The sequence below is a fragment of the Butyrivibrio proteoclasticus genome (genome assembly GCF_900115735.1).
Lineage (GTDB): Bacteria > Bacillota > Clostridia > Lachnospirales > Lachnospiraceae > Butyrivibrio > Butyrivibrio proteoclasticus_B.
The window spans coordinates 48159-72353 of the sequence record NZ_FOXO01000016.1; the positions used below are offsets into that span (position 1 = coordinate 48159).

The window sequence follows — 24195 nt, forward strand, 5'->3', positions numbered from 1 at the left end:
TTCTTTCTAATCCCTTTACATATCTATGTTTTTCTTTAATACTTTCTTGCTTCGCGTCTGCCTTCTTCGACTTCTTTTCTGCAGTCTCTTACGCTCTTACTCTCAGAAACAGCTGCCAGTCCTACATCCCACCAGGAATCATAGCCATCAGTCATGGTCTTAGGCATTACCTTAAGATCTATGAGTGTTGAAACTTTCTGTTTCTTGGAATCCTTGAGGGCTTCTTCCAGCTCTTCCACTGTTCTTACTGTGTAAGTCTTAAGTCCATAGCCTTTTCCGATCATTGCATAGTCGATTGGAATAAGGTCTCCGGAGAGCTTTCCATTTTTGTCTCTATAACGGAACTCTGTTGCAATTGAGCCCATACCATGAGTCATTTCAAGGTTGTTGATGCAGCCAAAGCCGCAGTTATCAAATACGAGGATGTTTATCTTGGCTCTTTCCTGCATAGCTGTCGCAATCTCACTGTGAAGCATGAGGAAACTTCCATCTCCAAGGAATGTGTAAACTTCCTTTTTAGGATCTGCAAGTCTTACGCCGAGAGCTCCGGCAACTTCATATCCCATGCAGGAATATCCGTATTCTGCGTGATATCCGCACCTTTCGTCTGTGGTCCACATTCTCTGAAGATCACTTGGAAGTGAACCGCCGGCTGTCACTATTGTTGCGTTCTCGTCTATGCATCTTCTGACTGTAGCAATCGCCGCCGTCTGAGTCAGAGTTGCCTTTGTAAGTTCATGGAACTCAGGAAGTGTTCTTGGATCGCGAGCCTCGATCATTGGCTTAAACTTAGGGCCTGTATAAACAATTCCGCCAAGTCGCTCCATCTCTTTGTCCCATTTAGCTTTTGCAGTTTTTATCTCATCTTTATAGGCACTCTTATATTTGCTCTTTGAAAGCTCTTTTATCACCAAAAGAAGTGTCTCGTTTAAGTCGCCAACTGCCTTTGTAGCATCCATCTTGTAAGCATCAAAGCGGTTTACATTTATGGTCACAACCTCAGCGCCCTGGTTAAACTGCCTTTTTGAACCTGTTGTGAAATCTGATAGCCTTGTTCCAAGCGCGATGATAAGATCAGCTTTTTTGGCGATCTGGTTTGCTGCTGAAGTACCGGTTACTCCTATTCCTCCAAGGCACATAGGATCTGAGGACTTGCAGGCACTCTTTCCTGACTGAGTCTCTCCAAATGGAATGTTAAAAGAGTTGCAGAATTTCTCTATTGTTTCGCCAGCTTCCGAGTACTTGGCTCCGCCGCCAACTACTACGAGTGGCTTCTTTGCCTTTTTTATCTTCTCAACAACATCAGCTACTTCTTCTGAAGCTGCTGCCTGTCTAACAATTCTGTGAACTCTCTTTTTAAAGAAGTACTCCGGATAATCATAAGCTTCTCCCTCTATATCCTGAGGAAGTGCAATGCAGACAGCGCCGGTCTGAGCCGGGTCTGTCAAAACTCTCATGGCGCTTATCATAGCTGTCATAAGCTGCTCAGGTCTGTTTATTCTGTCCCAGTACTTGCACACTGGCTTAAATGCATCATTGGTTGTAACAGCTAAAGATGTGTCTATTTCAAGCTGCTGTAAAACAGGATCAGGCTGCCTTGACGCAAAAGTGTCCGCCGGAAAAACCAAAAGCGGAATATGATTAACAGTAGCATCAGCGCAGGCTGTAACCATATTTGCAGCACCGGGGCCAACGCTTGATGAACATGCGATAATCTTTCTGCGATTGTTTTGCTTTGCAAATGCGCAGGCGGTATGGCACATCCCCTGCTCATTTCTCCCCTGAAATACCTTTAACTTTCCCGGATTCTGATCAAGGGCTTCCCCAAGCCCTACCGCGATTCCGTGTCCGAATATAGTAAAAATCCCTTCTACAAACTTTGTCTCTTTTCCATCAAAAGAAACATACTGCTGGTCAAGGAATCTCACCAGCGCCTGTGCTGTCGTCAGCTTAACTGTCTTCTCCATAACCTTCTCCTTATAAAAAGCTATACCCACCAATTGCACTGCACCACTTCCTCATGTTTTACGGGCTTCAAAGTAATAATGCTTATCATGCAAGCATGAACGCATTACAGCTTTTATCCCCTATTATCAAAAAATGTATGATACAGAGCAAAATTTATCTCCATATCATACATTTTATTTTTATTTTATAGCATTATCTACGCGGTTTTTATTTATAGCCTTATAAAATATTGCATTTTTTGTTGTCGAAATATTTAGTTATGAATTAGCAATTATTCCTGCTATATCCACTGCTGTCATATAAGTTCCAAGTCCAAAAAAGTTATCATTGCCCATTATAACCATCTGGTTATCTACCATGTTCAATTGAAGAACATTAAAAAATATGGGCAGGTACATTGTAGATCACTCTCATTACAAAATTCCTGCCCTATTATTTATATTCTTATTCTGTTTCTATACTCACAATCCAAATCCTGCAAGCATATTTGCAAACTCTTGTGAGCCACCAAAGCCGTTCATGACATCTTCTCTGGAAGCACCATTTGCAAGTTTATTTAACCAATTTGCTCTTCCGACCTCATCGGGGGCGTAATCTCTATTATACGTTTCTTCACACTTCTTTCCATATATTCTTACCTTTTTGGAATGCTTCAATTTTCATGAGTTTCTGTTCGTACAGTTTTTTTAAACATGGAATTCTTATTCGCCGTTCAAACAGATCCTTCTCATATATGTCAAAATTCATATTGGCTTTCTCTAAATCCACAATTTGTCTATCTTGAACATATGATAGAAGTTTGCTCTCCTTTGCAATAAAGGAATGTGTTTTGATTGAAGAAAGTTTTACATGCTCAAGCTCTGTATATGGAATGTTATAAAACATTGAATTGCCAGAATCGTATATTGGGGCGAATCCCAATATTTCAAGAGTATCTGGATTACGCACAACAGAGATATTATTCATGTGTCTGTCCGTGTTAGATATAAGATAATCTGTCATAATTTCGTAATCCATGAATCTGGTGAAGTCATCATCACTGATTCCAAGACTCAGACATACTTTCTTGAGCGGATAATAGAGAGATTCATTCTGTTTTATCTTAATTGTCTGTAACAGTTCCCACGCACTTATACACTCAAGATTTTCACTACAAAAATCGTAAGACATGCATCCGATGCCTTCTATCCCGCCCTCAACGTCGACCGTTGTAAGGATATAATCCGTATGGTTTTTAAACCCCTGTTTCTTGTGGAGCTCAGTAGCAAAAATTTCATTCAGGCTCTGCTGATAAGAACTACCATAATTGCCCTTGACCATATATCTTTTTCCAGATTCATCTATACACCACTTCTTTTGCAGTTCACCTTGTGAAGCAGCACATTTAAATCGTGTCTTCATGCGTATGTCTATAACATGGTCCTTATTCATGGTCAATTCACCGAACGTATCCACGAAATCATTTGTAAAAAGGTTTACATCTTCCCATGAAAGATCTTCGCCACGAGGTTTTATCCAGTAGCAGTCTGATAAGCTGAGCGCAAGATTATCCACTAATGCACTATTAGTCGATTCATATCCGAGTTTTTGCAAGGCTGATTTAGCTCCATTTCTGGTTTTAGGAATTGCGCGATCTTTCCACCACTCATGAAATTTCATGTCATTCATCCTGCCACCCAATGGAAAATGATCAATCTGTGCCTCATTCTTTCTGCAGTTACCAAGTATGCCTTCGTCGGATATTTCCATCAGGCATACCGGTATATTCTTATGCATTAAATAATACTCATTTGCAATCTTTTTCATTTATCAGCTCCATATAATATCCTCTTTCTTGTCATACTCGCAGTCCTTTTCAAACTTTGCTCGTATTTCATAAAATGAGTCAAACATATCCTTAACATATAGAGGTAGGTTTTCTCTCTTAACCCCTTCCATTGAAGTACTTATCCGTATCATGTTGCCATAAGAATCAGTAATGCTATTAGCACTTTTGTCGTAATAATACTTGTCTCCAGCTGGCGTCTGAATAATTTCTGAATATCGTTCAGATGATGGAATCAGCATAGATAACATGCCTAAAATATATGGCGCAGGTCTGGATTCCCCCTGTTCCCACCTTCTCAATGTGCCCAAAGGTATTCCATACTTAATGGCAAAAGCCTTCTGTGTTAATCCAGTGTTATCTCTTAGCTCTTTTATCGTTATCGCCATTTTTGCTCCGTCTTTATATTTATAAATATACTCATTTTGAATACCGATATGTTTACAATAATCATTTTGATTACCTTCACTTATATGGTACTCAAAGTGATTACCACCGTCAAGTATTTTCCATATTAGTATGACAGTTCAGAGCTATGCTTGCCTGTACTTCCTGAATTTTTCTCACTCAAACCGTTTTCTTAGAGCGACTGGTGGATACGGCCGCTCTTTTTTGCAGTCATATATACATCCTTGAACATTCGTTTCATGCCGCCTCCAACAAGGATGTTGTATGGCATCACCAAGCCATCTGAGATGATAACATCCCGGAATGGCATAAATGTCGCTTCCAACATCAGCGGCATTGGAGCTCCCAAAAACATCTCCTCCCAACTCGATATGATGCCACTCACCTGATACACCTCTTCATCTTCGAGAGAAATGAAGATCGTACCCTTTTTCAGATGCCGTTCCATCATGAACTTTCCCTGAATCCGTCGTTTCCAACTTCGGATAATCTCCCTGTGGTCATCTGGGAGATCAGGGTTTTCAATCAGATAGGCATCTATTATTGTGACATCCGACCACAGCTTGTTCGCGATCTTTTTTACATCTGCCGGATCCAGTTCTTTTGCTGTCGCAACGCTCTTGAGTTTACGGTTAATTCGATACTTCCTGTTTACAAAATCGAGCATCGGCAACCAAAGTTTATAATACAGTTGTCCATCTTCTCGCGATAACGTCATCGATCATTCCTCCTCTTTTAGAAACGCCATGATCTCATCATAGGTTCTTGGGCTGTTCTCCACTGCTTTCAAAAGTTCCTGCTTTCGCTGTGCACTGGCCTTTTGATCTGAATAGTACAGGTGGAAGTATCGCTCTTCTTCATCCGATGCATAAAGCTGATGGCGGACAGTCATTCCATACGTCTTGTATTTTCGAATGTTGCATTCCCGCTTATTCTCGAACTTTCCTCTGTTCTCAAGAATCAGGCCGCTGACAAAAGTGGCCATTCCTTTGACCATGATCACAAAGTCATAGCCGCACTGATCCATGTACCGGATGTTTTCCTTGCTGAAGTATCCCCGGTCAAGGATGAAGCCTACTCTTTTATAGCCGTATCCCTTTGCTTTTTCCAGCATGAACTGCAGCTGTGAGATGTCTACAATACTTCCCGGGTACTGCTCATAAAATAGAGGCTCCCGGTTGTTTGTATCATAGGCAACTGCATAATTGAAGATTGGCAGATTCCTCGGATCCTTTGCATGTCCGAACTCAACCATCTCAATGTCGCCGGCCTGACAGTTCTTATTCGCTGAATCATAAGATATATATATCTTTTCCCTGTGGTCTCGGGTCGCATTCCATTCGTTCAGGAACCCTATACTCTGATCATCTGTAATTGAAGCAAAGAAGTCAGAAACCTTTGTATCGCTGTATATATGCATCTTCTCTGTAAAAAGAGGATGATTATACGCATACATCGGATAATACTGTCCGGCATTGTTCTCACAGACGATCGAGTACGCACACAGGTCAAGGAACAGCCCGCAAACCCGCTATTTTCTTGGTTTTTTTCAGTGTCACTCACTTCAGCTTCTCATTGAGTGAGAAATCTCGTGGGAAGTTCAGGATTTTTACAAATAATTATCTATTTATCACTAAATTGATAATGATTTTGAACAAATATCTACACCGTTTCTATAATACAAGAATGATGCTTAAATCCTTCACTTGTACTTGGAACATCCCTATCATAATTGATACCAACAAGCAGAATGTTTCCTTTGTAATGCTCTAATCTACTTGGGTAGTTTCGCCTTTTTATTTGAGATAATGCGGTCTCGACATCCTTGTTATACTTGAGCTCTACTACCATTGCCGGCTTATTGGGATATAGTGGAGAAGGAATAAAAGCTATATCCGCATATCCTTTTCCGGTATCCAATTCCAAAATCATAGTATAGTATTTTTGAGCAGCGTAATATGCATACTGAATTGCATAGCTTAATGCTGACTCATCATTATATGTTTTATTGCCAGTCAAATCGTGCACTTGCTCAATCAACTCAGCAACTTTTATGGAATCCTTATCCCATGTGGCTTTTAGCAATTCCTGTGAAACTTCAAATGCCTTGAAGCTACCAACCCATTCACTTCCTTTTGTAGATGTCTTAAACTCATCAAGAATCTCTTTATTTGGAATGTACACTTCACTTGCTGCATCGTCATATCCTAAATATCCCAAATGTATAAGAAGCGATAATACATCATCTTTGCTGGTGAAAGTAGTCATATCATTTTGATAAGTTGACGTATCCACATGTAGTCGAGCTCCATCCATCAACAGTGTAACCGCTTCCTTAAGCCCATCATAGTCCTTAACTATATAGTCAGCCAGTGCCTCATATGTTTCTGTTTTATTCCAATAATCCTTAACTAAACCAGTTCCAACAGCTTCAACTACAGATAACGGACTATACAAAGAATGTTTGATTCCTTCCAAAGTTTTTCCGGTTGCTTTCAATTCTTCATGGTTTGGATCAGGGGGAATAACATCACTCACTTCATACCCATCGTACCACTCTTTAATTGTCTCATAATCCCGCCCATAACTCTTGCATAAATCCATAACTTCAGCCTTGGTAAATCCGGTATATTTAGCAAGCTGTCTGGGAAACATCATTGAATATTCGGTGAACATATTAAGTGCTGAGTGCTTTCCATATTTTTTTATTGGCAGAATTCCTGTCATATATGCCAAAGCAATATAGCTCTTGTCTTTGAAAAGATCTCGTAAATAATTCAGATAGTTTTCTTGTCCTTCTTTATCAAATGGAAATTCTCTGAATACAGCATCCCACTCATCTATGACAATAATAAACTGCTGCCCTGTTTCAGCATACACGTCTTCTATAGTCTGGATCATATCTTCGCTGTCAAAATAGTCAACATTAGGATATTTTTTCTTTATCTCTCTGGAAACGAGTTTCTGCATCGCATCAAGAGCTTCATCAAAGTTGTTTTTGTTCCGTGTAAACTTGGTCATCACGATTCTTAATACATCAAACTTTCCAAGATATGCATCCCATGCAAGATTTCCAAATTCTCCATTAGCATCAGCCAGTTTAAGATTACTGAACAGTTCTCTACTATCTGCTTCTCTGTCATAGTAAGCACAGATCATGTCCACAGCCATTGTCTTTCCAAATCTACGTGGTCTGGAAACACTTACATATTTTTGTTTAGTTTTAACAAGTGTGTTTAAATAGGCTATCATTTCAGATTTATCTATATAAATTTGAGAATTTACTGCTTCCAAATATGATTCTTTTCCCGGATTCAAAAACTGTCCCATATCTTTCTCCAAGCATAAGTATTATTAAAAAGCAACCGCCATCTATCTTCATTCTAATTGACGTATTTCTATTTTACAACTTCGTTTATCTTATATCAGATTCAATTCCACCCTCCTTAAAATTTCCGGAAGAATTTTCACAGAATTTACTTTATATCTTTCTCGTAAGGTATCCAGAAGTTCCTTTTTTGTGATTTCTGGCAATTCGATCGTGCTACAGAATATACACAAAGCCGCATCTGCTACCTGCTTACTAAAAGGGCTCATCTGGATCAAAAGACTGTCAATCAAAAGAGATATTCCGGAAAAAACATCTGTCCCATAGGAAGTAAATGATATCTGCTGAAGAGAATAAAATGGCTCAACTTCTGAATAATCAAGGTCCGATGTGTAAAGATCCTGCAAATAGCTGTTAGCCATTTCTACCATATTTCCGGTAATGTCAGACATTCTTACCCAGAAGCCCTCTTCGTCACATTTTCTGGCAGATACAGCCATCGGAAGGCTTGTCGCCCCTCTTGTAATAAAAAGATTTATAGTATATTTATCACTTCCTAAGACATGTGAACTGATGGATTCCGGAAAAACATAAACTTCCTGATTGGTTCTTTTTATTGGTTCTCTTTTTGCAACTCCGTTTTTATTGTTTTCATGAAAAGAAACAATTACTTCCTCTCCCTTTGTCGCATCAAGCTTAATATATACAGAAATCCGATAGTACTCATCGAGCACACAAATTGCATTATCAAATTTCTCCTGAGTCTTTACCTCTTTTATCATAAAAGGCTGGATATGTTCCAGATATTTCTTGATATAATCCAATTTATCAACACCGATAAAATCAAAATACTTGAAAAGATGCTTGTTAAGACCAGAAGCGTGTTCTGACTCGTCAAGCTTTATTCTGTCCAGTCTTGAAAGCCTGCGAAGCCTCTTGCACAGAAGTTTCTTGCCTGCTAATTCATCGTCTTGCTTTTCGTGGGTGGTGCTCTCTGATTCTATCGGAACTGTTTCACCATTTATTTTCATCAATTCCAGCACATATGAATAAATCCTCTTCTGTTGCCCGGCATCTGCGTTTCTAAACAATTCGATGAGGTTCTTCTCATCATTGCTTAATGAAAAAGAATAGTCTATGTTCTCTTTTGAGTTACTTGAATCTGCATCATCATCCAATAATTCATCTAGTGACACTCCCAGCACATTGCATATAACCGGAAGTTTCGCTGCAGATGGATTAAAGCCTTTTCTCTTCCAATCGCTGATAGTGCTCTCTGCTATTCCTGTCTTCATCGAAAACTCTTTTTGTGTTATACCTCGCTTCTTAAGAATTTCAAAAATCTTGCTTCCTATCTGCATAGAACCTCCATAAACCTAAAAAGCTACAATTCGATTAGTCGGATTCGTTTAATCGAATTGTAGCTTTTACAATCTTATGAGTCAAGCACCACCTCACGATGGTCACCGATTTTAATATAATAAAAAATGTTCTTGCATTATGTTTTGCCTTTATCTGGATTCTTTCTATCAGTTGTGTTTTTCGAATCACAAAAACAAAATATTGTAGTTCTCATTTATAAAAAATATGTAAACTTGCATTTTATTGCTATTTTAGAAAGTTTCCTTGCATTTTCAGGTCTTTATTTTCATCCTCTTGCAATCATCTCGCCGTACTCAGCCTTCTCTTCCTCGATGAACTTTCTGACTTCTTCTGTTGTTGGAAGTTCTTCTGAGCAGGAGTGACTCTTTACCATCATTGAAGCTTCTGCACTTCCAAACTCAAGGCAGTCGATCATATCCCAGCCTGAGAAGATTCCGTAGAGGAATGCTGATGCGTAGCCATCCCCACCGCCAAAACCTTTAAGGGCCTTTACAGGGAATGGCTTTATTGAATATTTTTCTCCATCCTTAGTATAAGCGGTTGAGCCTTCTTTTCCATGCTTGATAAGAACTATCTTGGCATTCTCATTGAACCAGGCACCTGCGCTCTGCTCATCGTTTCTGCCGGGCTCAATAAGTTTCTCAGTACGGTCAAACTCTTCTCTTGATCCCATGATGATGTCCGCCTCTTTTGCAACAGCCGCGTAGTAGATTGAGATTTCGTCATCATTTTTCCAGTTGTATGCTCTGTAATCTATATCGAAGATTACTCTTGTTCCATTCTTTTTCGCAAGCATAACTGCCTTTAAAGCGGCCTCTCTTGATGGGCTTGCAGCCAGTGCTGTTCCCGATATCAAAAGAGCTTTACTATTCGCGATATAATCCTCATCAATATCCTCGACAGAGAGCTGAAGATCTGCTATCTCATTTCTGTACATAAGAATGCTGCTCTCTGTTGGAGAAAGAATTTCAGTAAAGGTAAGACCAAGTTTCTCACCTCCTGTGCATCTTGTGATATGAGAAGTATCAATTCCTTCTTTTTCCATGAAGTGGATAACAAAATCTCCAAACTGGTCATCGGAAACCTTGGCAAAAAATCCCGCTTTAAGGCCATGTCTTGTCACGCCAATAGAGGTGTTGGCTGGAGATCCGCCCAGGTACTTTTTAAAAGTAGTACACTCTTCAAGTGGATGAAAATAATCTACAGGATTAAAGTCTATAGCTATCCTCCCCAAGAAAACTATGTCCATTTTCCTATTCTGATCAAACTCTACATACCTCATCTCTATACCCTCTTTTTTACAAAGATTTTCCTCTTGAACTAAAATGCTGAAATATTCTTCAACTTCGTTTTTGTAATAACCTATCCTTCTCTAAAAAAATCAGCAAAACCCAGTTACTTATCTATAATATCTTTCCCCAATATTTTTAAAACTGGCTCCTCTTATTCCTTACAGTAATTGTATGGTCAAATCCTGTGTAATCTGTAAAGTATATTGTTGATGCACCTGCGTTCCTAAGCTCGGAATCCTCTTTACCCTCCATAAATCTGTGAGCACCAAAAGCCGGTCCCACAATAAGAGTATCCATGTGATTAGAAAGCTCTACGTAATCGTCTTTTACAGTAAGTGCTTCATTTCCTGTAAGATGAGTTGCAAGGTGGCCATTTTCAAGGAATGTTGCCCCTGTAAATGAGAGCTCGATTCTCCAAGGTGCCCCCTCTACGCCGCTTGTCTTAACACGTACATCGATTCCGTCTTTATCTTTTGACTCTGTAACCCAAACATCGATGTCCATGTCAGGACCCATTTTCTTGTCTCTCTTGGAATTATCCATCTCCCACCAGTCACTGGTAGCAGGTCTTTTCTCATCTGTCCAGGGAAGGTAATACCAGCCGTGCATAGTCTGGTGCAGGTGAACACCGCCCTCTATCTCTTCCATTGTCTCTGCCTTGAAAGCTCTGTGCTCGCAGAAACTTCCTGCGACCTTCATCTCCATCTTTATTGATCCGTTATGGAAATATAGGAAGTTGGACTTGCCACTCATAGCTGTGTATGTATATCTTCCGGACTTATTTCTGGAAATTCCTGAATTCTTATAGAAAACATGATAATCAGGATTTCCATAAAGTCCCTCATGCTCTATTGTTCTCCATTCCGGATACCACATGAAGTAGATCAGGCTGTCCGGAGAGAGCATATTCTTTTTCTGACAGATATCAATTATTGTGTTGCACATTTCATAGAACTCAGGGATGTTGTGACGCTGTCCCATGAGCATGTATTCTGTGTAGTAATCTGTTGGATATGAAAGTCTGTCCTTATCAAATCTTGTGGAGTTAGCAGTATAAACAGATCCGTCCGGTTCCCAGTAATGAAGCATCATGTGAAGGTTTCTTACTGCATACTCTTCGTACTTCTTATCTCCTGTTGCCTCTGCTAAAGTGATCATGGCGTCATTATTTACACGGTTGTAGTTACCTGCTGACTTCTCGGCAAACTCTCCATCTTCGTTACAATCAATGCCTTCTGCAAGATACTCATTTGCACGTCTTACCATATCATCATTGTTGAAAATCTTTGCACACTCCATAAGGGTTGATGCGATTGCCCATCTGTGGTTAGGTGTATGGAATCCACCAGTCATGATTCCGTAAGCTGCCTTTTCAATGATTCCGCTGATCGTCTCAAATATTTCCTGCTCTTCTTTTGTTTTCTTATCACCAACAATATCTCTTAGGTAAAAGAAAAATGGCATAAGCTTCTTTATGGAAAAAGCAGTATCAGGTGCAGAGTTGAAATTACATGTAACATAGTCATAAAGACCTGTATCATGCTGCATCTTTTTGGCAAAGCCAAGACCAAGTCTGATTCTCTTCAAAAGAGCTTCATCTCTATACAAAGAGCTGTCGCTGTTACAGTAAAGAGCTATCATGGATGCTGTTCTATAAATTGTGTACTTGGCATCCAAAATATGGTTGTCATCCAAAAAAGCTCCTGCATTTGGACTATCTTCATCCATGATCTGCTGGCGCATTGACTCATAAACCAGCTCCTCTGTGTCCTTTAAAATTATCTGATAGTGTTTTTCCATAATATGCCTCCAACTGCAAATTATTCATATCTTTTGTAAGCATCTTTAAGTACATGCTTTAGTAGTTTATCCTCTGTCGATCAGCGCTGCACCGATAATACCTACATCTCCGGCATCGCTTATTCCATGAGCAAGCATGATCTCTGTGTTCTTTTCACTGGTTCTGGAATATATTCCTTTGGCAACCTTCTTTTTAAGATCATCCAGGAAAAGATCTGCTGCCCTTGTTATGCCGCCGCTTAAAACAAGCACATCCGGCTGAAGGATGTTGATAAGATTTGTTATTCCCTCAGCCAGATATGTAGTAAATCCATCAAGGACCTCCAGCGCAAGCCTGTCTTTTCGTCTTACCGCTTCAAAAAATATCTCTCCATCTGCATTTTCTGCTTTTCCACAAAGCTGCCACAGCAGAGACTCCTTATCCACATCTTTTTCCATTGCTTCTTTTGCCTGGTTCATAAGTGCTGTTGCAGAAGCATAGTCTTCAAAACAACCTTTCCTTCCGCAGTTGCAATCGACGCCGTCAAGATTGATAGTCATATGTCCAAACTCTGCTGCCGCGAAATTGACACCTCTGAGCAGCTTCCTGTTAATGATGATACCTCCGCCTATTCCGGTTCCAAGAGTTACCATCATGAAATTGTCCACATCATAGCCGCCCGTGATGTACTCACCAATTGCAGCCGCATTGCCATCGTTGTCAAAAGAAGTTTTCCTGCCCAGCTCTGCTCCCAGGGCTTCTTTAAGCTTTGGTAAAAAAGGTACCTCTTCAAAGCCAAGATTATTGGCATACATGATCCTGCCTGTGGTCAGCTCCGCCGTTCCCGGAACGCCCACACCAATGGCTTCTATATCCGATTCTGACAAATCTTTATCCACAAGGATCTTCTTTATTGTCAGTGCAATGGCATCTATCATCTGCTCAGGCTCACTTGCCTCAGATGTTTTTATTGATGTCTTAACAACTATGTTGTAAGCCTCATCTACTAGTCCTATAGCAATATTTGTTCCGCCAACATCTACGCCTATTCTAAACATATCTTTTCCCATATCTCTTCCAGTATTATCACGCTTTCAACACCTCTAAAAGGAACAGCATTGCCAGAGCCTGTCCATAAGGCATTGGCTTGATCTCAATCTGCTTGTAGAAGTCCTTTGACTCACGTCCCATTGGTGTTCCGTAAGAAACCTGATTAACAGTGCCGTCATCTGCGATATTTGCAAGTACTGGATCAAGTGCCTTAAGTGCAACCTCTTTGTACTTTGGATCAATAAGTCCCATTCTCACTGCCTTTAAAATACCATAGGCAAATCCACATGTAGCGCTGGTCTCCACATATGAAGTCGCATCATCTACAAGTGTGTGCCACATTCCGCTTTCATCCTGATACTTCTCAAGTGCTTCTACCTGAGCATTAAGTGCTTCTATCAAAAATCTTCTGTCTGCGCCTTCAACTTTTGCAATTGAAAGATACTCAGGCACTGCCATTGTAAACCAGCAGTTTCCGCGGCCCCAGAGGGCTTCTGCAAAGTTGTGATTTCCTTTAAAGGTCCATCCATGGAACAAAAGACCTGTCTTATGATCTACCAGATATTTGATATGTAAAAGGAACTGGTATCTGGCCTCCTGTCTGTATTCGTCGTTATCTTCTATTTCTCCCATGCTGGCAAGAAACATAACTGTCATGAAAAGAGTATCATCCCAGAGTTCCTGATCATTTTCACTATCTGAAGTCCTGTGAGTAAAACCACCTTCTTTAGTTCTTACAAAGTCCTTCATTATAGCCTCTGCCCACTCATGACAAACTTTTCTATATGTAGGGTTCTCTTTTTCCTTAAGGATAAAAGATAAAGGAAGGAGAGGAGCTGTAGTATTTATATTTTTTGCAGGAAGTCCAAGAGAAATCTCTTTTTCATAAAACTGGTTAAGAAATTTGAGATACTCCTCTTTTCCTGTCTCTTCGTACATCTGCAAGAGGCCATAAAGTCCAACGCCCTGAGTCCACTCCCAGTGCTGATATCTTGACACATCATCTCCTGCCAGATTTTTTGACTTCATATTTTCCAAAAAATATTCATCATCCTCGTAAAGGAATTTCTGGAAACTGTCTGCCAGAATTTTTAATGTGCTTTCAATCTTTTCATTATCGACTTTCATTTGATACCTCTTTCTTTTTCATATATACTATTCTCATGCTTATAAATGACAGTGTTTATTACGAAGACAACCACTATATAATTATCAACAACATCCCTAACAATATTTTTTACTATATTGATTATGATAAAAGAGATGCCTCTATAAATATGGAATTCCAGCATCTCCATCCATATTATGAGATGTTGATCCTACTTGCGCCTAATGCTACTCATCTTATTGAAGGTGTTCCTTACAATATTCATATGGGTGACATTGTTCTTTTGGCGCCTTCTGTTATGCATAAATCTGTTTATTACAAGGGCGAACCCAGCAAAAGAATCATCATTGACTTCATGTATGAGCTGAACAGCCCTGAAACAGCTGATGCCTATGCTGAAATACTTCAGCCTTTCAAAAGTGAGGTTCCTATTTTCAGGTTTGATCTTGAGGATCGACAGAAACTTATCGATATTCTCAACTCACTTTTTGTCTTCTCAAAAGAGCATCAGTACTATGGCAACCCTGCCGATGAATTTTACATTCATACTAAGTTCCAGGAGTTTTTATACACTCTTTACAGTCTGAAAGATAAAAATCTCTACACCAACGACCAGAGCTATAACTCTATAGAGCAGAAGATGTATGAAGTTTCATCCTATATACACGCTCATTACAATGAAGATATTTCTCTTAATACCCTTTCAGAGCAGTTCTTCGTGAGCCCGAGTTACCTTTCCCGTGTATTTAAACAGGTTACCGGATTTAATCTGTCCAACTACATTCAACTCACCAGGATTAAGAATGCTCAATATCGTCTGGTTTCATCAAACGATAAGATTTCAGTCATTTCTGAAGAATGCGGTTTTGCTTCGTTTTCTCAGTTCAACCGCATCTTCAATAAAGTAGCAGGAACTTCGCCAAGGCAGTATAGGCAAACTGCTATCACCCACAAATAAATGCAGGTGTGACATATATTTCAATTACCCGCAAATAACGGGATTAGAAATAGCAAGGTTTGTACAATCACTCTTTGCAATGAAATATACAAAACGGTCTTCTTTTATGGTCTGTTCTATTTTCCGGCTGTAATCGTAGAAGCCGTTTTCTTTTTTTGCATCAAGCTCTATTTCTTTTAACAGGCCATTTTCAGAATGAACTTCCAATTTTCTAAGTTTCCTGTTTGATAAAAGCTTTAAATCTATATGAAGCTCTTTTTCGCCGCAGAGCTTCTCACCTGGAAGCTTGCCATTAACAGTCGGAATAAGTATTGGTCCGTTAGTTAAGAAGCTGTGTCCACTCTTTAGTGTCTGTAAAAGATTTCTCTGTTCCCTGTCTTTGCCGGCATGAATGTAAGTTCTGACGCCGCCACTTGTAAGACAGGTCTCAGCCCATTTCTCAAGTATTGGTAAAAGACTTTCACATATAAGCTCAAATACATGGGCTTCTTCAGGATACTTTTCTTCCAGTTCTGACTTGTTTTCTTTTATCAGATCATAAGTATCGAGAATGTTGTCATAGAGCACGTGATAATCGTCTGCAGCAATATTATGAGTATCACTTCCTGTTGTTGCCGGAAGGAAAAGACCTTTTCTAAGGCATTTTAGCCAAAGCTCATATGCCGCATAATCTGTACTTCCAATCATCATCGGTGCTGAACCATTCCATATCTCCATTGTCTCAAAAATGTCCAGTATATCCTCAAAATTTGGGTTCCAGGAGATTGATCTCTGAAGATCTCTTGGGTGATTTATCTGCGGAAGGCCGCCGTTTGCCTTGATCTCATCTGTGATTCTCACAAACTCAGCTCTTAAATACTCATCTGTCCTGTGCTCATCATCAGGAATTTTGTATATTACATCTTTTTCAACGCCCATCTGCATAACATGGCCATTGGATGTGGAAATTTCTTTTGACACTATTGGTGTAAAATCATCTCTCTTGCAGGCTCTCCAATAATCATGGTTGAGCACGTTATGATGATCGGAAAGTGCACCAAACCTAAGGCCCATGGCCATCATGGAATTAGCAACTTCCTTTGGAGATTCAACCACATCATCATCACCGCCAAACACAGGGCTTGAATAAATACAGTGGTGGTGCAGATCTCCGGCAATCCATCCATCTTCTGAAAGATCAATGAATTGATTTAATTCGTACTGTCTTTTTTCATATTTATTTTCTGTTACTTCCAAAGAGTCTGTGATGATCTCATACTCACTTCCCTTGGAAATCTCTACTACGTACCGTCCAACAGGGAGCTTTCTTGAAAGGCATCCGTCAAATCCCGTAATATCGCGGATCATAGTTATCTTACCGTTCACTCTGTTAAAGTTCTCCGGCATCTCACCAGGCAATAGCTTAAAGAGCTTAACCTGAGCCGGAGTTCCCTTGCCATGGCATTTTGTTTCTATATAAATACTTCCGAGAGCTCCGTTTTTATCAACAATTCCGTTATTATGAAATCTATTTCTGTCATTTGGTCCCGGATAATCTACTTCGTTTACTCTCTTGTTTCCTTTGAGTTTGTAATTTTTCAGTGCATATTTTGTAAATGAAAGTAGCCTGTCTGCATCCATATTGGATACAACTACGTCTTTTTTGCCTTCTTCTTTAAATTTCCCCTGCAACAGCCCAATGGCTATTGATAAAAACTTTGTTTCTTTGCTCATGATTGCTCCTCTCTGTTGTAACTGCAAAATAATGGCACGAATTGCTCCGTTGCTCGCAACTCTCGCAATTCTAGAACATTCGGAATTCGCACAATAGTGCTTCTTCCTCATATTCTTCGGGTTTCAAAGCCATAATACTTATCATGCTAGCATGAACGTATTATGTCCTTTCTCCCCTGCCATAAAAAAATGTATGACATAGAGCATAATCATATCTCCATATCATACATTTTATTTTCATAATCGTGCATTATCTACGCGGTTTTTATGTTATCTAACTAAAAAGATTGCATTTTTTGTTGTCAATCTTATGGGCATCTTTCATCACAAGAACAAACTCTTGCTGTTATAAATCTCATTTTTCGCCCTGGCTTTATAACTGAAAATCTCCGAAAACGCTGGTGATCGGAGTTGTCTTGTAGGCATTTAAAAGCGCTGCAGCATATTCGCTTTGTGAAAGAGTCGTATCTGCTGCACCCAACGAATTAGCAGTAAGTGAATTGGAATTAAGATCTGAAAGTGAAATATCCTGACTATTTGTACTGTTTTCAGATGTGCCGCTTATAAGAGCATTCTGAAGCAGATTTCCTGAAAAGTATGTTGACTGAGCAAGCTCTTTTAACGCATTCTGAGAAAGAAGCCCGTTGTAAGCATTGGAATTAGCTGTGGAATCTCCATCCGTTGCAGTAGTAGACGGTGCCAGCTCTCCGACTGCCGAGATGGAGCCTTCACTAAGTTCAGCTCCGTGATCTGCCATGTTTTGAAGTATTTCTGCCTTAACATCCACAGTATGTGATGCTATATTATTGGTTATTTCTGACCTGACATCAACGCTGCGATTCGATATGTTATTAAGAATTGTTGATTCAATATCCAGATCATTAAATACTGAATTGATTTCTTCAGAAAGAGTATCCTGTGTTATCGCTGCATCATCATCTACACCACCGGAAGCATTATCAGATGCCACATTTACAGTATCGGCCGAAGCATCGCTGTTTGAATCCGTATTGACAGCCGTAACTTTCTCTGCCGCTTCTGTTCCTGAAGAATCGCTGCTATTCTGCGTAGCTTTATTCAGATATTTTTGAAAAAGGGAAATTCCGCTACGATCTGTGGTATCAGAACTTTCAGATGTAGCCTTAGCTACATCCGAAATAGAATACAAATAATTATTTACCGCACTTACAATCCCTGAAATACTCAGTGCCATGCTTTTTCTCCCCTAAAATACCTCACTAAAAATTTTATTGTTTGTCGTCTCTCTAATTACATTATATCGTTAATAATCATTTTTTTGAACAATTTATTATTTGTATTTAAAAAAATGATCTTTTTGTTGATAATGTATTTCAATTACCCTATTTAGAAACTGCCGGGATATCCGATTTCCTGAGCTCTTTCGTTAAGAACCGCATTTATTCCGTCCGAATCATATATTAAAAATCCCTCGTCCTTGAATCTGACTCCCAGTTCAGCTATATTCGCTTTTCCTTCATCAGTCTCTACTACATTATAGCTATCATCAAAGGTATAAAATGAATAGAAACTATTTCTTTCCTCATAGTTCTGTTCAAAATAATACTCGAGAACAGCCATGTGCTCGGCATCTATTCCTTGTGTGGAAATTTTTGTTACCGAATCACCCTTATAAATATCATAGGTTTCCAATAGGGAAAGTGTTTCTGATACCCCATAAAAGAATTTGTACTCTCCGCTTGCATCTACATAAGCATAATCCACATCATGAATATTGGCAGCTGAGGCTCCACCACTCTCAATTGTTCCATCTGCATTAACTGTTACGTATGATCTCTCCGTAGTACTCTGGTCGTAACAGATAACATATTCATCGTTTATTTTTTTGATTATCATATCAAGGCCAAATCCGGCGCCAAGCTGGGCCTCAACAAGTAGTTCTTCTTCTCCGTCACTGCCGCAGTCCACCTTTGAATATGTGATTTCAGCATCCTGCTGAAAATCTTCAATCTGTTTTAAAGCATCACATATTTCGCTAATGGTATAGCTTTCACCAACTGTAAGTACCTGTGACAGCTCCAAATATCCCAGAACATCGCCTTTTCCAGTATATTTCACTTTGGCAGTTCCATTTTCTACTTCGGCATATGTCTGCCCATCCGTATTTTCTACTGCACTTCCTGCTCCATTTTCTGTTACATTCTCCGCTGTGCTTTCTGATGCAGTTTCCGTTGTTTTTCCTGTGGTGTTCTCCGCCTTACTTTCTGTTGGATTTTCAATTGAATTCCATGTAGCATTTTCTGTTTCTTTGGCTCCACATCCAGTCATTACCATTGCAGCAGCAACCGCTGCTATAGCGATTCCCGCCATTTTCTGATTTCTTTTCATAACATCCTCCTCATAATTTTATCTATCTTTTAAATCCTTAGGTAATCCCAAAGAATATCAATTCAAATAATAACAGAGAATAAAATGGCCCACTAACCTCGTCCACAAGGGACCAAAAAGGGTCAAGATACCGATAAGACAAAAGTCTTAATTTCAAAAGGTTCAATCTCAAATGATAAAAGTTTTTTCTGGGCATCGTAGCTGAAGTCTTCTGTCATTTCAATTTTTCTTTCAAGAAGGTCGCTCTCGCTCACTGTCTTTGGCTTGATATCAAAGGCAGTAAACAACTTTGCAGAAATTGCATGCCTTCTACCATACCCCTCATAAACACGGATAACTATGTCCTTTGAGTTCTCAGCCATCTTAACAGCTTCAACGAATACGCCTCTATCTTCGATGTCAATTACGCCCTTCAGAGCAGCTGCCACTATGTCAGAAGGCTGACCGCTTAAAGAGCTCTTACTCTCAGGAATATAGAAGTGACTGTTCTCATTTAGCTTTCTGGCCTCCTCTATTACTCTGCCCTCTCTGTAATCACCCTCATGAGGGAAAAGAGAATAGGTAAACTCATGAAGTCCTTGATCAGCGTTAGGGTTCGGGAATATTCCTGACTTAATAAGTGTGAGTCTCATAAGTTTTTCTTTCGCATCATAGCCGTACTTGCAGTCATTAAGTACAGCGACGCCAAAAGAGCCATCTTTATCAGAAATATCCATCCATTTATGAGCACAACACTCAAACTTTGCCCTATCCCAGCTGTTTTCTCTCTTGAGGTTTCGTTTCAAATTACCATACTGGGTCTCGCATGTGATCTGTTCTGAATCCACATCAACAGGAAATGCTGCCTTCAAAAGAGTCTGATGCTCATGCCAATCTATTTTTGTCTCAAAATCTATGCGCTTCGAATCTGCATAGAAATGGATATTCTGCTGAATTTCAGAGTTTCTGAATGGCCTCTTTATACTAATTACAATTTTTCCCGAGTTATCAACACTGCTCACTGACAACTCGCTTAGATCAGTAACATCCCAGGAAACATTCTCAAAATCTGCATCGATATTCCAGCAGTCGTACTCTTTAGGCTTATCTTCAAAGGCAATCAGTCTGTTCAAAGGACTTTGGTTTTTATCACGCAGTTCTTTTCCACATTTTTTATCAAAAAGACTTTCTAATTCACCATTGCTGTCCACTACTACTGAATAAAATCTTGAATTTATAAAAATCTTTCCATCTTTATCTTCACAAGTAATGTCATTACTTACAGCTTTTTCCTCGCCACAAGTATTGTCACTACCTTCAGCTTTATCCACATGGCAGACAAGTTTTGACAGATCAAATTCTTTTGTAGCTTCATCTATGATTATTTCTGCTCTTCTCTTTATGTCTGCGTAGTCCACATCAGAATCCTGATAAACTTCCTCAATTGAGGAACCCGGTAAAATATCATGGAACTGATTTAGCATAATCTTCTTCCAGATCTCCTTAATCTCTTTTCCCGGATATGCTTTCTGTCCCTGCAGATACGCGCACACAGCCAAAAGCTCAGCTTCTGCTAAAAGATACTCTGATTTTCTGTTGTTCTTTTTGTTCTTACCTATAGATGTGTAGGTTCCTCTGTGGTATTCAAGATAAAGCTCATCCCTCCAGGTAGGGATATCTTTTCCCAGAACTTCACTCAAAAGGTTCTCAAAGAACCGGCCAACTGATTCCTGCCTGGTCCTTGGAACTCCGGGGATACCAAGCTCGAGCCTTCTATTCATCTCAAGCATTTCCCAGGTTGGACCACCGCCACCATCTCCGTAGCCATAGCAGTCAAGGACCTCATCCGTTAATTCTTTTTCCCTGAAGGCCTCCCATGCTCCCATTACCTGAGATGCATTCTGCCTTCCGTTGTAGGTATAGTTAAGGATTCTGTCATCCTGCCCTGCTTCCACAGCCTTGTCATAATCGCAGGTTGTGATTATATAGGTCGGGATCACACTGCCGTCGATGCCTTCCCAGTTGAAAAGATCATGCGGCATCCTGTTGGTATCATTCCAGGCAACCTTTGTGGTCATAAAGGCCTTTATTCCGCTCTTTTTAAGGATTTGCGGAAGAGCTGCACTATAGCCAAACACATCAGGGAGCCATAAAACTTTGCTGTCTACGCCAAACTCCTCTTCAAAATACTCTTTTCCATAGAGGATCTGCCTAACCAGAGACTCACCTGAAGTCAGGTTGCAGTCTGCCTCAAGCCACATTGCACCCTCGGGTTCAAAGCGGCCTTCTTTTACTTTCTCTTTTATTTCCTCAAAGAGCTCTGGCTCTTCTTCCTTCACAAACTCATACATCTGTGGAGTACTGGCCATGAAAAGATATTCCGGATACTTTTTCATAAGTTCCATAACAGTTGAGTAGCTGCGAATGACCTTTTCTCTTGTCTGACGAGTTCTCCACTTCCAGGCAACATCGATGTGTGTATGTCCCACACTTGCCACTGTAACCGGCAGATAATCTTTGCCATATAGGTTTTTCCTTAGGAAATCTGAGGCTTCTGCGAGTTTTCCACAATTGTTGGTAAGTGGATTTTTATTATCCACGTTTTCCACGTCTATTAATCCACACGCTGTGGATAGTCCATCAAGTATGATTTTCACGGAGTTTTGCACATACGTGGATATCTTTGTGGATAACTCATCGAGAATCTCATCTGAGATTTCCACATTTTTATTCTGCTCTTCAAAGGCTCCTGCGGTTGTATCAAGCACGGATTCGCGCTTTGAGGAAGGAATCCCAAGCATGGCCTGCATGGCTTCAAATGGGACTTTCAGGTCAAAATAAAGCTTCTGAACAGCCTCATTTCTAGCCGCAATTGTCATCTTCAGATAGTTCTCATTTTTATCAAGATTTGAATAGGCATATATCCTGATATCCACAGTCCTATCTTTTCCACAATCCCAGTCTTCTTTATCAAAGATAGTAATGCTGTTGTGGTTCATATCCATTCCACAACGTCTTTTGCCATTTATGTACACCAGCATCTGAGGATTGTTTGTGTTCCAGATGTCTTCAGCCCCTGTGGATAGAAAGAACAGAACCTCTTTACCTCTATAAATCTCAGGTATTTCCACTGCCACATGAAAACAGTAATGCTTGTCCGGCTCTCCCCAGGACGCCCCATGCTCAAATTTGTCCCACCCGGAAACATCCTCTAAAACAGTTTCCCTGCTGCCATAAGGAACTTCTTTTATCCGTATCCCATCTTCGGTCATTACCTCTGATACTGACATAACATCTGAAAAAAGCTGTTTTTCCAGCTGTTCAAGTGCATCTTTTATTTTGTTGTAATCCCTTGCATTTATCATTTTTTGCACATTTCCCCAATCATTTTATATAGTAAACATTTTGGCATTAATAACCTGGTTTTTGAAGTTGTAATTATCAAAATTTTTTTATTCTGAATATTACAAAAAATAGTGATATAGAAGGAAACCAGTTTGCGTTATAATAGTTTCATAAACTTCGAAAGGACGCTTACATCATGAAACAGCTAAAACCTATTACTAACAAACTTTTGTGGATCTTTGCATTGGGGCAGTTTGGATGGAGTCTTTTATCCGGCGTCGTATCCAACTGGATGGTGTATTACTACACCGGAAGTCCCGATGCTCAGAATCCAAACACCGGGCTCTTTGCATCAGGCATTACTCAGGAACCGATTCTTTTTAAATTAACATTATTTGGTCTTGTTCTTGCTGCGGGAAGAATATTTGACGCCATAACAGATCCTCTGATTGCAGGATGGTCCGACAGATGCTCCAACAAAAAAGGCCGTCGAATCCCATTTTTACGCACAATGGCAATTCCATTTTCACTTTGCACAATTGGACTTTTTGCGCTTCCTCAGACATCAGTAATTGCTGCTAACGACGTTATCCTTTTTGTTCTGCTCATGGTCTTTTACCTCTTCATGACTATGTTCTGCACTCCATACAACGCTCTTATTGCAGAGCTCGGTGATACACAGCAGCACAGGATCAACGTTTCAACTTATATTTCATTTACTTTTATCGTTGGTCAGAGTATTTCATTCCTGCTTCCAAACCTTGCAGGAGCGCTTACAGGGATAGCCGGACAAAAGGGTGCTATCCGCCTGTCAGTTGCTATCATGTCTGCAATTGCATGTATCGCAATGCTCATCCCTGCATTTTATATTAATGAAAAAGACTATATCGACAGCACACCAAGCGATACCAAGCCATTTAAGTCCCTTGCCAAGACTTTTTCAAATGTTCAGTTCCGCCACTTTGTTTACAGTGACGTTATCTATTTCTTTGCGCTGACTCTTTTCCAGACAGGTCTTGCCTTCTACGAGACCAAGCTTATGGAGATTGAGGATACCTGGACCTTTGTTTTAACTGCTACTATGACAGCCATAAGTGTTATGCTCTATCCTCTGGTAAACCTTCTTGCCAAGAAGATTGGTAAAAAGACACTTATCATCATCGGATTTTTCGCATACTGCTGCGTATTTGCTATCACAGTATTATGCGGAAAAGGTCTTCACTGGGGATTCATCATCGCTGTAACAGCAGCTGTCCCTATGGCTATCCTCGGAATTCTTCCTCAAGCCTGTGTTGCCGATGTTGCTGAACTTACAAGACTTGAAACAGGGGAAGACAGAAGCGGTATGTTCTTTGCCGCAAGAACTTTTGCTTTCAAGATGGGACAGGCGCTTGCAATGGTAATCTTCACATCCGTTACTGTTTCACAGACCAAACAGAGCTACCGTTTAACAGCACTTGTTGCATTTATCTGCTGCTTTATCGGAGCCTGCATCTTCTTTACTTTTAATGAAAAACAGATTCTTGGAAAGATAAAAGAACTTAAAGGAAGCGATGAGATCTGATCAGATGTGAATTGAAAGCATATCTAACTAAAAAAGAATGTCGCTTGCGACATTCTCGCGCCGAGCGCGGTTGCATTTATGCAACATCTTCCAATCGCGCGAGTGCGCATCCTTAGCGGAGCGATTT

General features: G+C 40.0%; 17 protein-coding genes and 1 pseudogene. 2 read left to right on the forward strand and 16 right to left on the reverse strand.

The features are described from left to right. Positions 1–35: 35 nt before the first annotated feature. From iolD to BM146_RS10985, 12 genes and pseudogenes are all read right to left on the reverse strand, one after another. Entirely contained in the window at positions 36–1967 is a 1932-nt protein-coding gene (gene iolD / locus BM146_RS10925; protein WP_074888609.1) for a 3D-(3,5/4)-trihydroxycyclohexane-1,2-dione acylhydrolase (decyclizing), read from the reverse strand. Positions 1968–2429: 462 nt separating this feature from the next. Further along, positions 2430–2624, reverse strand: a complete 195-nt coding sequence (locus BM146_RS10930; protein ID WP_074888613.1) for a DUF4214 domain-containing protein — start codon at positions 2622–2624, stop codon at positions 2430–2432. Continuing rightward, positions 2581–3774, reverse strand: coding sequence for a HipA domain-containing protein (locus BM146_RS10935; protein WP_074888616.1), 1194 nt, complete (start codon positions 3772–3774; stop codon positions 2581–2583). Before BM146_RS10935 ends, BM146_RS10930 begins: the two co-directional genes overlap by 44 nt. Positions 3775–3777: 3 nt before the next feature. Beyond that, entirely contained in the window at positions 3778–4182 is a 405-nt protein-coding gene (locus BM146_RS10940) for a helix-turn-helix domain-containing protein (protein ID WP_074888619.1), read from the reverse strand. Between the two features lie 191 nt (positions 4183–4373). Continuing rightward, the gene (locus BM146_RS10945) at positions 4374–4919 is read right to left on the reverse strand and encodes a hypothetical protein (RefSeq protein WP_074888622.1); all 546 of its coding nucleotides are present in this window, start codon (positions 4917–4919) and stop codon (positions 4374–4376) included. An 81-nt stretch (positions 4920–5000) separates the two neighbouring features. After that, positions 5001–5732: pseudogene (locus tag BM146_RS10950) on the reverse strand (IS1634 family transposase); the annotation flags it as partial. Between the two features lie 131 nt (positions 5733–5863). Continuing rightward, positions 5864–7531: an AAA family ATPase gene (locus BM146_RS10955; protein ID WP_074888627.1), complete on the reverse strand. Its 1668-nt coding sequence runs from the start codon at positions 7529–7531 to the stop codon at positions 5864–5866. A gap of 90 nt (positions 7532–7621) precedes the next feature. Further along, the gene (locus BM146_RS19005; protein WP_083413501.1) at positions 7622–8890 is read right to left on the reverse strand and encodes a helix-turn-helix domain-containing protein; all 1269 of its coding nucleotides are present in this window, start codon (positions 8888–8890) and stop codon (positions 7622–7624) included. Between the two features lie 287 nt (positions 8891–9177). Beyond that, entirely contained in the window at positions 9178–10194 is a 1017-nt protein-coding gene (iolC, locus tag BM146_RS10970; RefSeq protein ID WP_074888630.1) for a 5-dehydro-2-deoxygluconokinase, read from the reverse strand. A 145-nt stretch (positions 10195–10339) separates the two neighbouring features. Beyond that, positions 10340–12004, reverse strand: a complete 1665-nt coding sequence (locus BM146_RS10975; protein WP_074888633.1) for a hypothetical protein — start codon at positions 12002–12004, stop codon at positions 10340–10342. 66 nt (positions 12005–12070) lie between these two features. Continuing rightward, complete coding sequence (locus BM146_RS10980; protein WP_083413502.1) at positions 12071–13054, reverse strand: ROK family protein; 984 nt, start codon at positions 13052–13054, stop codon at positions 12071–12073. A gap of 16 nt (positions 13055–13070) precedes the next feature. Further along, positions 13071–14162: a beta-galactosidase BglB gene (locus tag BM146_RS10985; protein ID WP_074888637.1), complete on the reverse strand. Its 1092-nt coding sequence runs from the start codon at positions 14160–14162 to the stop codon at positions 13071–13073. 35 nt (positions 14163–14197) lie between these two features. On the opposite strand from BM146_RS10985, the gene BM146_RS10990 reads away from it, so the two are divergent. Then, complete coding sequence (locus BM146_RS10990; protein ID WP_074888696.1) at positions 14198–15100, forward strand: helix-turn-helix domain-containing protein; 903 nt, start codon at positions 14198–14200, stop codon at positions 15098–15100. A gap of 24 nt (positions 15101–15124) precedes the next feature. Here the strand turns inward: BM146_RS10990 and BM146_RS10995 are convergent, their stop codons facing one another. The 4 genes from BM146_RS10995 to BM146_RS11010 form a co-directional block, all read right to left on the reverse strand. Continuing rightward, positions 15125–16813, reverse strand: coding sequence for a CehA/McbA family metallohydrolase (locus BM146_RS10995; RefSeq protein WP_074888640.1), 1689 nt, complete (start codon positions 16811–16813; stop codon positions 15125–15127). Positions 16814–17186: 373 nt separating this feature from the next. Continuing rightward, positions 17187–18026 carry a hypothetical protein gene (locus tag BM146_RS11000; protein ID WP_074888643.1) on the reverse strand — a complete coding sequence of 280 codons (840 nt, stop codon included), beginning with the start codon at positions 18024–18026 and terminating at the stop codon, positions 17187–17189. A gap of 152 nt (positions 18027–18178) precedes the next feature. Then, positions 18179–19180 carry a hypothetical protein gene (locus BM146_RS11005; protein WP_074888645.1) on the reverse strand — a complete coding sequence of 334 codons (1002 nt, stop codon included), beginning with the start codon at positions 19178–19180 and terminating at the stop codon, positions 18179–18181. Positions 19181–19302: 122 nt separating this feature from the next. Continuing rightward, positions 19303–22524 carry an alpha-mannosidase gene (locus BM146_RS11010; protein WP_074888648.1) on the reverse strand — a complete coding sequence of 1074 codons (3222 nt, stop codon included), beginning with the start codon at positions 22522–22524 and terminating at the stop codon, positions 19303–19305. 176 nt (positions 22525–22700) lie between these two features. Here BM146_RS11010 and BM146_RS11015 point away from each other — a divergent pair, with 176 nt between their 5' ends. After that, on the forward strand, positions 22701–24068 hold the full coding sequence (locus BM146_RS11015; protein ID WP_074888651.1) for an MFS transporter: 1368 nt from the start codon (positions 22701–22703) through the stop codon (positions 24066–24068). Positions 24069–24195: the final 127 nt, after the last annotated feature.